Below are 13,964 nucleotides of genomic sequence, written 5' to 3' on the forward strand. Positions count from 1 at the left end.
CGTTTATACGCGACCGGCTTTCAGTTGTTGAATCATCTCAGCATTGGCCGGTGGAAACTCGTGCTCGTCCAGTTCTTCAGCCGTTAACCAACGCGACGGCTGGCCTTCGCGGCCATACGGCTCGCCACGCCACTGCTCAACTAAAAAGAAATGCAACGTAATCAGACGTTCTCCGGCAGAAAACGTTTTGCTGCCCAGCGGGCTTGGATTGATCACCTCAATCCCGGCTTCTTCATGCAGCTCACGCGCCAGCGCCTGCTCTGGCGTCTCACCCACTTCCACCTTGCCACCGGGGAATTCCCATTTTCCAGCCATGTGTACACCTGCTGGACGGCAGGCGATGAAGAACTTACGCTGCGGATTGCGGATAATCCCCACCGCCACAGATAAAGTTTTTTGCGTCATTCTCTTTTCAACCAGTAAAAAGGCGGTCAACGACCGCCTTTGGGAGATGTCACTACGTTATCCGCCTTACTTTTGAAGGCGGCCGTGGCACTGCTTGTACTTTTTGCCCGAACCACACGGGCAAGGATCGTTACGACCGATTTTACGATCAGCATACGGCGAACTGCCAGCCGCTTCATCCTGATGGCTCAACTGTTGTTGACGAGCCAGACGCTCGGCTTCTTCACGACGCTGCTGCTCCATCGCTTCAACCTCTTCCGGCATACGCACCTGCACCTTACTCAGAGTACTGATGACTTCATATTTGAGGCCTTCCAGCATCGCGGCAAACATCGCAAACGACTCACGCTTGTATTCCTGTTTCGGATCTTTTTGCGCATAACCGCGTAAATGGATCCCCTGGCGCAGGTAGTCCATCGCAGCCAGATGCTCTTTCCACAACGAGTCCAGCGTTTGCAGCATCACACCTTTCTCGAAGTTGCGCATGACATCACTGCCGACGACTTCTTCCTTGCGACGATACACGTCTACAGCCTGCTCATAGATACGCTCACGCAGCGTTTCCTCATGCAGTTCCGGCTCTTTGTCCAGCCATTCTGCGATCGGCAATTCAAGATCAAAGTCACTCTTCAGGCGCTGTTCCAGCCCCGGAATATCCCACATTTCTTCCAGAGACTGGGGCGGGATGTGCGCATCAAGGGTAGCCTTGAACACGTCTTCACGAATGCTATTGATGGTTTCGCTGATGTCAGAGGCATTCAGCAGTTCATTACGCTGGGTGTAGATAGCACGACGTTGATCGTTAGCCACATCATCGTATTCCAGCAGTTGCTTACGAATATCGAAGTTGCGGTTTTCTACCTTGCGCTGCGCATTGGCGATAGCCTTGGTAACCCAAGGGTGTTCAATCGCTTCGCCTTCTTTCATACCCAGTTTACGCATCATGTTGGAAACACGATCCGACGCGAAAATACGCATCAGCGCATCTTCCATCGACAGGTAGAAACGGGAAGAACCTGGGTCCCCCTGACGACCGGAACGACCACGCAACTGGTTATCGATACGGCGAGACTCATGGCGCTCGGTACCAATAATGTGCAAACCACCCGCCGCCAGGACGTCGTCATGACGTTTTTGCCATTCTGCCTTGATAGCGGCAATTTGCGCGTCATCCGCACTTTCCAGTTCTGCCACTTCAGCCTGCCAGCTACCGCCCAATACGATATCCGTACCACGACCGGCCATGTTGGTCGCAATAGTCACTGCGCCTGAACGACCGGCCTGAGCCACGATATCCGCTTCCATCGCATGGAATTTGGCGTTCAGCACGTTGTGCTTGATACCCGCTTTGGTCAACGCATGCGACACCACTTCGGATTTTTCAATGGAAATGGTCCCCACCAACACCGGTTGCCCTTTAGTCGCACGCTCTTTGATATCTTCAATGATCGCATTGATTTTTTCCTGCTCGGTCATGTACACCAGATCTGGCAGGTCTTTACGGATCATGGGGCGGTTAGTCGGCACCACAATGGTATCCAGCTTATAAATCGAGCTGAACTCAAATGCTTCGGTATCTGCCGTACCGGTCATCCCGGCCAGTTTTTCGTAAATACGGAAGTAGTTCTGGAAGGTGATCGACGCCAGTGTCTGGTTTTCGTTGTTGATCTTGACGTTTTCTTTGGCTTCCACCGCCTGGTGTAAGCCATCAGACCAACGGCGACCTTGCATAGTACGGCCGGTATGTTCATCAACGATGATGACTTCGTCATCTTTCACGATGTAGTCGACATCACGGGTAAACAGCACGTGCGCACGCAGCGCCGCCGTCACATGATGCATCAGCATAATGTTGGCAGGCGAATACAGCGATTCGCCCTCTTCCATAATGCCGCCTTGCACCAGCAACTCTTCAATTTTAACCAGACCGCGTTCAGTCAGGTTAACCTGACGGGCTTTCTCATCCACCGAGAAGTGACCTTCACCGTGGAAAGTATCCGAGTCTTCCTTCTCCTGACGGATCAAATGCGGGATGATTTTGTTCACCCGCATATACAACTCAGAGCTGTCCTCCGCCGGACCCGAGATAATCAACGGGGTACGCGCCTCGTCAATCAGGATGGAGTCCACTTCGTCCACCAGTGCATAATACAGTTCACGCTGTACACGCTCTTCCGGGCTGAACGCCATGTTGTCGCGCAGGTAATCGAAACCGTATTCGTTGTTAGTGCCGTAAGTGATATCGGCAGCATACGCAGCACGTTTGGCCGGTGCCGGCATCCCCGGCAGGTTGATGCCAACCGTCAGACCTAAGAATTCAAACAACGGGCGGTTGTTCTCGGCGTCACGCTGTGCCAGATAGTCGTTGACGGTCACTACGTGCACACCACGCCCCGTCAGCGCATTAAGGTAGGCAGGCAAGGTCGCAGTCAGCGTTTTACCTTCACCGGTACGCATTTCCGCGATGCAACGCTCATTCAGCACCATACCGCCAATCAGCTGCACATCGAAGTGACGCATACCAAACACACGTTTACTGGCTTCACGCACCACGGCAAACGCTTCTGGCAGCAGCGACTCCAGAGCTTCACCTTTCTTGATACGGTCACGAAATACCTGGGTTTGTGCCTTCAGCTCTTCATCGGAGAGCTTCTCCATGTCTGGTTCGAGGCGATTGATCACTTCCACAATTTTGCGCATACGGCGCAACGCACGGTCATTACGGCTACCGAAAACTTTCGTCAAAAATTTGATTAACATAGTAATTTTAATCTCAACAATGCCAGTTTATCGATGCTGGCACGACATCAAAAAAGAGTCTACGGCCACAGGCCTGATACAAACAGAATACGATGACAATCAGGAGAACATCGGCCCGGCGCGAATACCCTGAACCTGCGCCAGCCATAGACCGGTGTGATGGGAAGGAGAAAAATACGTCGGTGCCAGTTCTTTACTGGCAGTACGTTGTGGTGCGGCTTCGCGAGTCAGCAACGCATTCAGCGTTTCCAATAGCACCCGGTGATGGTGTAACCGGGAAGCCTCAGCCGCTTCAATAATGGTAGCGGGTGGCGTAAACGCAAATGACAGGTGACGGATTACCGTGCGAATGGCATGCTGATGCCAGAAATCATTACTGAATGGCGAGCGACGACGCGAGTCTTTTAATGCCGCCAGATGCGTGAGATTGAAATAAGATACATTGGGACGACTAAACGCCGAAGCGGAATTGAGCTCGGTAGCAGTCTCACGAGACTCGGCGAAGTTAGCAGGCAGACCAAGCGTCGCCGCGACCATCCCCAACAGCAGGTGAGGCCAGAAATAACGTCTGCCAAATTGTCGCCAACGATTTAAAATACCAATCACAAGTTTCTTTCCGTCGGAGCCTGCGTTATGCGTGATAACCGTCCACAATCACTGGAGTCATTTTTCGATGGCGCATCGCAAACCGGGTCAGGCCCATTGCATGACATTCAGCAACGCGCGCTCGCACTGTTAAAGCTCAATCGGGCTGTGCATGCGCTGCTGCCGACCGCGCTGCGTCCGTATTGTCGGGTAGCTAACTATCGTCACGGACTGCTGATACTGGAAACCGCCAGCGCCAACTGGCTGATGCGGTTACGTTATGAACAACCCGCCCTACTTTCCGCTCTGCGCGCACAAATACTACCATCATTGGCGGCGATCGACATCAGGATTAATCCAGTACTGGCCGCAAAAATACATGAAAACGAGAAAACACCTGCCGTTACGTCAACAGATATCACAACCACGACGACCACAAGAATACTCAGCGCACAGAGTGCGGAGATATTGAAAGGATTAGCGGAGCAAAGCCCGGAACGGCTACAGAAAATATTAAAACGACTGGCTTCGCTGGCCGGAGAGAATACCAGCAAAAACCAGTCGTCATAATGTCATATCAGAACAGACTCAGGCCAGAACGGTAGACGGCGCTTTGAAAGCCAGCGGCATTTCCGCTTCGTCTTCAAAGGTCACGTATTCCCATGCTTCCTGTTTGGCCAACACCGCCTGCAACAGCTTGTTGTTGAGCGCATGACCAGATTTGAATGCCGTGAACGCACCAATGATGTTGTGACCACACATGAACAGGTCGCCAATCGCGTCCAGCATCTTGTGGCGAACAAATTCATCATCAAAGCGCAAACCATCTTCGTTCAGCACACGATAGTCATCCACTACGATCGCACAATCGAAACTGCCACCCAGGCACAAACCACGGGACTGCAGATACTCGATATCACGCATAAAACCAAAGGTACGCGCGCGGCTGATTTGGCGCACGAATGCATCAGCGGAGAAATCCAGCTTGAAGCGTTGTGAACCAGAATCAATCACCGGGTGATTGAAATCGATAGTGAAATCCAGACTGAACCCGTTGAAAGGCTTCAGTTCTGCCCATTTGTCACCGTCTTCTACGCGTACAGGCTGTTTGATTCGAACAAACTTCTTGGCACAGTTCAGTTCTTCGATACCAGCATCCAGCAGCAGGTAGACAAATGGACTAGCGCTACCATCCATGATCGGAATTTCAGGCGCATCCACTTCAACAACGATATTGTCGATGCCCAATCCCGCCAGAGCCGCATTCAGATGCTCTACCGTTGAAATACGCACGTCATGCTCATTAACCAGGCAAGTACAGAGCATGGTATCACGCACGGATTTGGCATCAGCCGGAAAATCAACCGGTGGATTCAAGTCAGTACGACGATAGATGACCCCGGTATTAGCCGGTGCAGGACGCATAGTCAGGGTGACTTTCTTGCCGGTATGAAGACCGACCCCTGTCGCCTGTACGATACGTTTTAATGTACGTTGTTTGATCATCGTATTATCTCGCATTCATCTGAACCTACAGCCTTAGCTTACACTAAGGCCGGCGGCACAGTTTAGCACAAAGAGCGGAGATTCCAACCAAACCTTAGTCTGCCTGCTTACGCAGGAAGGCAGGAATATCGAGATAATCCGGCTCTTTATTGGTCTGTACGCTCTGGTCATTCACCACCTTGGCCGCAGGTTTTTCCTGCGTCAGCGGCGCCATGCCATGCTGCTGATAGCGGTGATCCATAACCGGCTGGCTGCTCTGTTTGTTAGTAACCAGCGTAATTTCAGGACGTTTGTCCATGCCGATACCGGTCGCCACCACAGTCACCCGCAGTTCATCGTTCATATCCGGATCGAGCGATGTACCAATTACGACGGTTGCATTATCGGATGCAAACGCGCGAATGGTATTACCAACAGTCTCAAATTCATCCAGACGCAGATCGAAACCGGCAGTAATGTTGACCAGCACGCCACGCGCACCAGACAGGTCGATATCCTCCAGCAATGGACTGGAAATCGCCATTTCAGCCGCTTCCTCGGCACGATCTTCGCCGCGAGCCACACCAGAACCCATCATGGCATAACCCATTTCGGACATGACGGTACGCACGTCAGCGAAGTCGACGTTCATCAGACCCGGACGAGTGATAAGCTCAGCGATACCCTGTACTGCGCCTTTGAGCACGTCGTTAGCCGCGCCAAACGCATCCAGCAGAGAAATACCACGACCCAACACTTTCAACAGCTTGTCATTGGGGATGGTAATCAGTGAGTCAACGTGCTTAGACAGCTCCGCGATCCCCTGCTCGGCAAACGCCATGCGTTTTTTGCCTTCAAAATTAAATGGCTTGGTCACAACTGCCACGGTCAGGATACCCAGATCCTTAGCGACTTCAGCCACGACAGGTGCAGCGCCAGTACCGGTGCCGCCCCCCATACCTGCGGCGATAAACACCATGTCCGCCCCTTCCAGAGCAGAACGCAGCGCTTCGCGATCTTCTTCGGCAGAATTACGGCCAACTTCCGGGTTAGCACCCGCCCCCAGACCTTTGGTAATACCGCTACCGATCTGGATGGTTTGGCCGACAGCTGTTTTACGCAGCGCCTGAGCATCGGTGTTAACCGCAAAGAATTCAACACCTTCGATGCGTTCACGCACCATGTGTTCGACAGCGTTACCGCCGCCACCACCGACGCCGATGACTTTAATCACCGCGTCGTTGGTTAACTCCATTGGTTCAAACATAGTTTCTCTCCGTCTTGTGCCTGTATTGCTTCAAGATCAAAAAAGTCGTGCTAATGATCTCTTTTGATAACCGTCAAAATTCTTTTCTCAGCCAGCTATTCAGGCGTTTAAACCAGTTGCTGACCGAAGTCCGTTTCTCAACTTCGTGTTCACCACTCAGATGAGACTCTTTGCCGTAATGCAGCAGCCCCACTGCTGTCGAGTAATAGGGCTCCTGCGCATAGTCCGTCAATCCAGTGATGTTCAGCGGCTGACCAATACGCACCTGTGTATGGAACACTCGCTGTGCGCAGGCCGCCAGACCATCAATTTGCGCCGCACCGCCGGTCAGCACGATACCCGCAGCCAGATGATGCTTCACACCTTGCTGACGCAGTTGTTCTTGCAACTGCAACAGCTCGTCATTCACCAGATTCAATAACTCGGTATAGCGAGGCTCAATCACCTCCGCCAGCGTCTGCCGCTGCAGACTACGCGGTGGACGCCCGCCAACACTCGGTACTTCCACGGTTTCATCCTTACTGACGATGGAACCGAGCGCGCAACCGTAGCGCACTTTAATTGCTTCTGCATCTGTCGGCGGCGTACCAAACGCATAGGCTATATCGCTGGTGACTACGTTACCAGCATAAGGAATCACTTTTGTGTGACGCAGCGCGCCGCCGGTATACACCGCCATATCCATGGTGCCACCACCGATATCCACCACACACACACCCAGCTCGCGTTCGTCTTCCGTCAATACGGCATAACTCGATGCCAGACCGGCGAAAATCAGCTGGTCAACTTTAAGACCGCAGCGTTCCACCGCTTTCACAATGTTCTTCGCCATGTCGTTATGACAGGTGATCAGATGCACTTTGGCCTGCATCCGCACACCAGACAGACCGACCGGGTTTTTAATCCCTTCCTGATAATCAATAGCGTATTCCTGCGGGATAACATGCAGAATTCGGTGTTCATCACGTACCCGGACAGACTTGGCCGTATGCACCACGCTTTCTACATCATCCTGCGTGACTTCTTCTTCAGAGATAGGCACCATGCCAATCTCGTTCTGGCAGCTGATATGCTTGCCAGACAACGCCAGATACACTGAAGAGATCTGACAATCGGCCATCAGCTCCGCCTGATCGATGGCACGCTGCACGCATTTGACCACCGACTCCAGATCGTTGACGCCGCCTTTATCCATGCCCCGTGACGGGCAGCTTCCCACACCGATGATATTGATCATGCCATCAGGCAGAACTTCACCGACCAGTGCAGCGACTTTTGCTGTACCGATTTCCAGCCCAACTACCAGTTTTCTGTCCGTCGACTTGATCATTGCTGTTTAGCCTGTGCCTGATTCTGTTGCTGATTACCGTTCTTTTGCTGATCAATGTCTTTTTGCTGATCAATAAATGCCGGGCTCCAACCTACTGCAGCGCCGGTGTCATACCGTAAATCCACATAACCAATCCGCTTGTTTTCATTTTGAGCCTGCCGCTGCAGCAACGGATAAAGCTCCAGAAAACGCGCCAGACGGCGGCTTCGGTCATCACGTCCCAGTTCAAGGCGAATATCATCGTCCAGCCCAACCTGCCATGAATGACGCGCGGTCATCGCCACCATCTTTACCGTAAATTTGCCTGCCGCGAGTGTCTGGCTTATCTCGCGGTATCCCTCCAGCACATCCTCCTCTCCACCTTCAGGGCCATACAGCATCGGCATTTTTTTATTACCGATACGTTCTGCTGGCACGCTGAAGGCATTACCTTCGCTGTCAACCATAAGCTGGTCATTCCACCGCGCAAACGGAACGAATTCAACCAGATGAATCTTTAATTCGTCCGGCCACTGCTTGCGCACACTGGCCTGCTTAATCCAGGGCAGACGTTCTATCTGCTGCTGAATGACATTCACGTCCTGGGTCATGAATGTGCCGGGCGGCCCCAGCGACAAAATCGCCTGACGAATATCGTCATTGGTGGTGTAGTGCCGCTCACCTGTCACCACCAGTCTGGATAGTGGCAAACGGCTGGCATCCTTCATCCAGCCCAACACCATCCAGCTTCCCCACAGGATGGTACCGGCCACCATCAACAGAAAAATAATTCCTGCCAGTTGACCACCATTGCTACGCCGTGCGCCTTTTTCCTGCTCACGTCCGCGTGTATTCAGCGCCGCCTGCGACATACTAATCCGCTAACTCCACAACAGGTACGCGGCGGTAACCGTTGTTTGTCATGACTGGGCGCGACATCTCGATGCAACACACCTCACCCTGCCGTTGGCGGGTTTCCTCGTAGTCAGCGTTGGCGTGTTTCATCACTACCATCACAAGCTCAGTCATCCTGTTCTCAGTCTGTAGACTTCGCCTGCAGGCGGTTTTCCGCCAGCCGACGCGCCAGTTTGCCAATATTGCCGGCACCCTGAACCAGCACCAGATCATCGCCTTGCAACGCTTGCGCTAACAACTCAGGCAGCGTCTCGACATCAGGCACCATGATCGGGTCAATTTTACCGCGACCACGGATCGTGCGGCACAGCGATCGGCTATCCGCTCCCGGAATCGGTGCTTCACCTGCCGGGTACACATCCAGCATCAGCAGCACATCCACTTGCGATAACACATGTGCAAAGTCATCGTACAGATCGCGCGTACGGGTATATCGATGCGGCTGGAAAATCATCACCAGACGCTTATCCGGCCAGCCTGCTCGCGCCGCTTTAATCGTGGCGTCCACTTCCGTCGGGTGATGCCCGTAATCATCCACCAGCATGGCACTGCCGCTTTTGCCGTTGACCGGCTGTAGCGGAAACTCGCCCAGGAAATCGAACCGGCGGCCCGTTCCCTGAAAACGCACCAATGCCCGCAGGATAGCCTCGTCATCAATCCCTTCTTCTGTCGCCACCGCTACTGCCGCCGCCGCGTTCAACGCATTGTGACGACCCGGTGCGTTCAAGGTCACGTTGAGCAACGGTTTGCCCTGACGCGCCAGGGTAAACAGCCCCTGAGCCCCTACCTGCCGGTAATCAGCGACCCGCACATCCGCGTCTTCGCTAAAGCCGTAGGTGGTGATGTGACGCCCCACTTTTGGCAACAATTCACGGATCACCGCATCATCAAGACACATCACCGCATGGCCGTAAAACGGCAGGTTGTGCAGGAAGTTGATGAACGTCTGCTTGAGGTTCTCAAAATCTCCCTGATAGGTGTCCATGTGGTCGGCTTCGATGTTCGTCACAATCGCGACCATCGGCTGCAAATGCAGGAACGACGCATCACTTTCATCGGCTTCCGCAATCAGGTAACGGCTCGACCCCAAACGGGCGTGCGTTCCCGCCGCTTTAACCAAACCACCATTCACGAACGTTGGGTCCAGACCGGCTTCCGCGTAGATACTGGTGACCATCGCGGTAGTGGTTGTCTTGCCGTGCGTCCCGGCAATGGCGATGCCGTGGCGAAAGCGCATCAATTCTGCCAGCATCTCTGCCCGACGAATCACCGGAATACGGGCCTCATGTGCCGCGATAATCTCCGGGTTATCAGCCGAAATCGCGCTGGACACGACCACAACGCTCGCCTCGTTCACGTTTTCCGGACGATGGTGGAAATAGATCCGGGCGCCCAAATCGGTCAGTTGTTGCGTTACCGCATTAGGTGCCAGATCGGAACCGCTGATCTCATACCCTTCATTAGCCAGTACTTCGGCGATACCGCCCATGCCAGCACCGCCGATGCCGACAAAATGGATGTGCCGGACACGGTGCATCTCGGGCACGATTGAACGCAGTTTCGCCAGTTCTTGAGTATTCACTATCTTTTATCGCAACCTACATCAACGCCGACGACTGTCGGCCATCATCAATTAATTCCGGACAGCCTGAGCTGTCCGCTGCATCGCCGCTGCCGCCACTTCAGCCGCTACCCGCTCCGTCGCATCAGGGATCGCAACGGTTCTGGCTTTCTGCGCCATATCACGCAAGGTGGTACGATCCCAGGAGGACAACACGTCGCTTATCGCATCCACGCTCAGTTGAGCCTGCTCGATAATCTTTGCCGCCCCCGCTTGCTCCAGCGGCAATGCATTCCAGTACTGCTGCCGATCCTTATGCTGGAACGGCACAAACAACGCTGGCAACCCGGCGGCGGCAATCTCGCTAACCGTCAGGGCGCCAGAACGGCACACGACGACATCTGCCCACGCATACGCCGCCGCCATGTCGTCGATAAACTCGGTAATCCGGTGTTGAGACTCACCCGCTTTTGCATAGGCTGCCTGTACTTCCGCCTGTGCCCCTTTGCCGGTTTGATGCCAGATGGTAACTGCATCATGTAATCGCGCCGCCACGCCGGGCAGGGTTTGATTCAATACCCTGGCCCCCTGACTTCCGCCAACGACCAGGACGCGCACCGGGCCACTGCGCTCAGCTAACCGTTCTGTCGGGGATGGTAGCGCCAGTACGTCAGTACGCACCGGATTCCCGACGACATCCGCATTCGGAAATGCCCCCGGAAACGCCTGTAAGACTTTTTTGGCGATGCGGGACAGCCAGCGGTTAGTCAATCCGGCAATGCCGTTTTGCTCATGCAGCACTACCGGGATACCACACAGCCAGGCTGCCAGACCGCCAGGCCCCGAGACATAACCGCCCATACCCAACACCACATCCGGCTGATAGCGACGCATAATCGCCTGCGCTTGCCTCACCGCCCGGAAAATACGCACCGGTGCCAGCAACAAGGCTTTCAGCCCCTTGCCACGCAGACCGGAAATGCGGATAAAATCGATGTCGATACCGTGCTTCGGCACCAGGTCCGCTTCCATCCGGTCAGCTGTGCCCAGCCAGCGGACCTGCCAGCCTTGCGCCATCAAGTGATGCGCTACGGCCAAACCGGGAAACACATGTCCCCCCGTCCCGCCAGCCATCACCATCAAACGCTTGCCTTCGCCACTCATCGGGCACCTCTCGTAAACGCCTGCGCTTTGGTCAGGCGCGTTTCATAATCAATTCGCAACAACAACACAATGGCTGTCGACATAATCAGCAAACTGGACCCACCGTAGCTGATAAGCGGTAATGTCAGCCCCTTGGTCGGCAACATACCGGCGGCGGCACCAACGTTCACCAGCGTCTGAAAGCTGAACCAGATACCGATGGAGCACGCCAGAAAACCCGAAAAACGCTGGTCGATTTCCAGTGCGCGACGTCCTATCGACATCGCTCGAAAAGCGACGAAGAATATCATTAACAACGCCAAAACCACACCGATATAGCCCAGCTCTTCCCCCAGAATGGAGAAAATAAAGTCAGTGTGCGCCTCCGGCAGATACTCCAACTTCTGTATCGAATTACCGAGCCCCTGCCCCCACAATTCACCGCGCCCAAACGCCATCAGCGACTGTGTTAACTGGTAGCCGCTACCGAACGGGTCGTCCCACGGGTTCCAGAACGAGGTGACACGGCGCACACGATACGGCTCAGCGATAATCAACAGTGCGACGGCGAAGATGCCACAGCCGATGATTGCCAGGAACTGCCACAGCTTCGCCCCTGCAAGAAACAACATCGCCAGTGTCGTAATAAACAGCACCACCACCGTACCGAGGTCCGGCTGGGCCAGCAGCAGCACTGCCAGCACCACCATCACGCCCATCGGCTTACAAAACCCCCAGAAGTTGTTACGCACCTCATCGACTTTGCGCACCATGTAACTGGAGAGGTAGCAAAACAACGACAACTTCGATAATTCCGCAGGCTGGATACGCAACGGCCCCAGAGAAATCCAGCGGGACGCCCCGTTCACCGAGCTACCGACCACCAGCACGATCAACAACATCACCATCGATACCAGCAGCAATACCACGCTGTAACGCTGCCAGACCTCCATCGGTACCCGCATGGTGACCAGCGATAAACCGAACGCCAACCCGAGATACAGCGCATCGCGTTTGGCGAACAGAAAAGGATCACTGGCCAGACGTTGTCCGACGGGCATCGACGCCGACGTCACCATCACAAAACCAATAACCGCCAGCCCCAGGGTCAACCACAGCAACGTCCGGTCATACAGCACCGTGCTGAGGTTGTCGCTTTCACGCGTCCCCATCACCCAGCTCTTGAGACGCTCGAACATGCCGGCCCCGATAAGGCGCATTATCCCAGTTCCTCCGCCAGACGAGCGAACTCATCGCCACGCTGTTCAAAGCTACGGAACTGATCGAGACTGGCGCAGGCCGGTGACAGCAACACCATATCCCCAGGTTGGGCGACGCTGGCTATCAGGCGCATCGCCTGCTCCATGGTGTCAGTCTGCTGGGCAATCTCCGGGCGTAACGCCGCCAGTTGTCCGCCATCACGTCCAAAGCAGTACAGCCGAATACGATCACCTTGCAGGTAACGCAGCAGCGGAGAGAAATCAGCCGATTTTCCATCTCCGCCCAGCAGCAAATGCAACGTTCCGTCGACATGCAGCCCACTCAATGCCGCTTCGGTGCTACCAACATTGGTGGCTTTAGAATCATTCACCCAACGCACACCGTTACGCTCCAGCGACAACTGGAAACGGTGCGGCAGGCCGGTAAAGGTGGTCAGCGCGGTCAATGCCGACGAGCGCGGGATACCCACCGCATCCGCCAGCGCCAGCGCAGCCAGCGCATTGGTGTAGTTATGCTGCCCGACCAGTTTGATTTCTCGGGTATTCAACACCCGCTCACCCTTCACCCGCAGCCAGGTTTCACCCTGTTGCCGGTTCAGATGATAATCGCCTACATCCACCCCGAAGCTCAGACAACGCGCATCAGCGCCGCGTACCGGCATCGTCAGAGCGTCATCGGCATTCACGATGCAGACTTTGGCATTCTCATAAATGCGCAACTTGGCGGCACGGTATTGCTGCAACCCAAGCGGGTAACGGTTGGTGTGATCCTCGGTAACGTTGAGGATCGTCGCGGCAGCCGCATGCAGGCTGTGGGTGGTTTCCAGTTGAAAGCTCGACAACTCCAGCACATACAGCTGGCTTTCTTGCTTGAGCAACTCCAGTGCCGGAACACCGATGTTACCGCCCACACCGACAGCCCAACCGGCCGCCTGCGCCATTTGGCCCACCAGTGTGGTGACAGTGCTTTTGCCGTTAGAGCCAGTAATCGCGACAATCGGCGCCTGAGCCTCACGGCAGAACAATTCGATATCGCCGATAATCTCAATACCGGCCGTCGCCGCATCGCACAGCACCGGCGTCGCCAACGCGATACCAGGGCTGGCGACAATCAAGTCAGCAGACAGCAACCATTCATCATTAAGGCCGCCAAGATGACGCTCGACGGAAGCGGGCAGTTTATCCAACCCCGGCGGACTGGTACGGGTATCCATCACGCGCGGCACAACCCCGCGTGCAAGGAAAAAATCAACACAGGAGAGCCCTGTCAGCCCTAACCCGATAATGACAACCTTTCTACCCTGATAGTCCATT

Annotated in this window: 13 protein-coding genes; 1 reads left to right on the forward strand and 12 read right to left on the reverse strand. The window is 54.6% G+C overall.

The window, feature by feature from the left end; translation table 11 throughout:
• Nucleotides 1–3: 3 nt before the first annotated feature.
• The 3 genes from mutT to secM form a co-directional block, all read right to left on the reverse strand.
• Nucleotides 4–405 carry an 8-oxo-dGTP diphosphatase MutT gene (mutT, locus tag FAZ14_RS06280; protein WP_153508244.1) on the reverse strand — a complete coding sequence of 134 codons (402 nt, stop codon included), beginning with the start codon at nt 403–405 and terminating at the stop codon, nt 4–6.
• Nucleotides 406–471: 66 nt separating this feature from the next.
• Nucleotides 472–3,165, reverse strand: coding sequence for a preprotein translocase subunit SecA (secA, locus tag FAZ14_RS06285; protein ID WP_038926632.1), 2,694 nt, complete (start codon nt 3,163–3,165; stop codon nt 472–474).
• 99 nt (nt 3,166–3,264) lie between these two features.
• Nucleotides 3,265–3,771 (reverse strand): secA translation cis-regulator SecM, encoded by a 507-nt coding sequence (secM, locus tag FAZ14_RS06290; RefSeq protein WP_153508245.1) that lies wholly within the window; start codon nt 3,769–3,771, stop codon nt 3,265–3,267.
• A 27-nt stretch (nt 3,772–3,798) separates the two neighbouring features.
• On the opposite strand from secM, the gene FAZ14_RS06295 reads away from it, so the two are divergent.
• Entirely contained in the window at nt 3,799–4,320 is a 522-nt protein-coding gene (locus FAZ14_RS06295; protein WP_038926629.1) for a DUF721 domain-containing protein, read from the forward strand.
• A gap of 18 nt (nt 4,321–4,338) precedes the next feature.
• Here FAZ14_RS06295 and lpxC read toward each other — a convergent pair whose 3' ends face one another.
• The 9 genes from lpxC to murD all read right to left on the reverse strand — a co-directional run bounded on the left by lpxC (nt 4,339) and on the right by murD (nt 13,963).
• A complete protein-coding gene (gene lpxC, locus FAZ14_RS06300) occupies nt 4,339–5,256 on the reverse strand; it encodes a UDP-3-O-acyl-N-acetylglucosamine deacetylase (RefSeq protein WP_012886158.1) in 918 nt (305 codons plus the stop codon).
• A 94-nt stretch (nt 5,257–5,350) separates the two neighbouring features.
• Nucleotides 5,351–6,502, reverse strand: coding sequence for a cell division protein FtsZ (gene ftsZ / locus FAZ14_RS06305; RefSeq protein ID WP_012886159.1), 1,152 nt, complete (start codon nt 6,500–6,502; stop codon nt 5,351–5,353).
• A 73-nt stretch (nt 6,503–6,575) separates the two neighbouring features.
• Nucleotides 6,576–7,832: a cell division protein FtsA gene (gene ftsA, locus FAZ14_RS06310; protein ID WP_012768377.1), complete on the reverse strand. Its 1,257-nt coding sequence runs from the start codon at nt 7,830–7,832 to the stop codon at nt 6,576–6,578.
• Nucleotides 7,829–8,683 carry a cell division protein FtsQ gene (gene ftsQ / locus FAZ14_RS06315; RefSeq protein WP_016940594.1) on the reverse strand — a complete coding sequence of 285 codons (855 nt, stop codon included), beginning with the start codon at nt 8,681–8,683 and terminating at the stop codon, nt 7,829–7,831. Before ftsQ ends, ftsA begins: the two co-directional genes overlap by 4 nt.
• A 1-nt stretch (nt 8,684) precedes the next feature.
• Nucleotides 8,685–8,840 (reverse strand): hypothetical protein, encoded by a 156-nt coding sequence (locus FAZ14_RS20190; protein ID WP_194287064.1) that lies wholly within the window; start codon nt 8,838–8,840, stop codon nt 8,685–8,687.
• A 7-nt stretch (nt 8,841–8,847) separates the two neighbouring features.
• Nucleotides 8,848–10,308, reverse strand: coding sequence for a UDP-N-acetylmuramate--L-alanine ligase (gene murC, locus FAZ14_RS06320; RefSeq protein WP_016940596.1), 1,461 nt, complete (start codon nt 10,306–10,308; stop codon nt 8,848–8,850).
• A 51-nt stretch (nt 10,309–10,359) separates the two neighbouring features.
• Nucleotides 10,360–11,451, reverse strand: a complete 1,092-nt coding sequence (murG, locus tag FAZ14_RS06325) for an undecaprenyldiphospho-muramoylpentapeptide beta-N-acetylglucosaminyltransferase (protein ID WP_016940597.1) — start codon at nt 11,449–11,451, stop codon at nt 10,360–10,362.
• Nucleotides 11,448–12,650 (reverse strand): cell division protein FtsW, encoded by a 1,203-nt coding sequence (gene ftsW, locus FAZ14_RS06330; RefSeq protein ID WP_016940598.1) that lies wholly within the window; start codon nt 12,648–12,650, stop codon nt 11,448–11,450. The genes murG and ftsW overlap by 4 nt, the downstream gene beginning before the upstream one ends.
• Nucleotides 12,650–13,963, reverse strand: coding sequence for a UDP-N-acetylmuramoyl-L-alanine--D-glutamate ligase (gene murD, locus FAZ14_RS06335; RefSeq protein ID WP_038926626.1), 1,314 nt, complete (start codon nt 13,961–13,963; stop codon nt 12,650–12,652). The genes ftsW and murD overlap by 1 nt, the downstream gene beginning before the upstream one ends.
• Nucleotide 13,964: the final 1 nt, after the last annotated feature.

This window comes from Dickeya oryzae (assembly GCF_009372235.1).
Taxonomy (GTDB): domain Bacteria; phylum Pseudomonadota; class Gammaproteobacteria; order Enterobacterales; family Enterobacteriaceae; genus Dickeya; species Dickeya oryzae.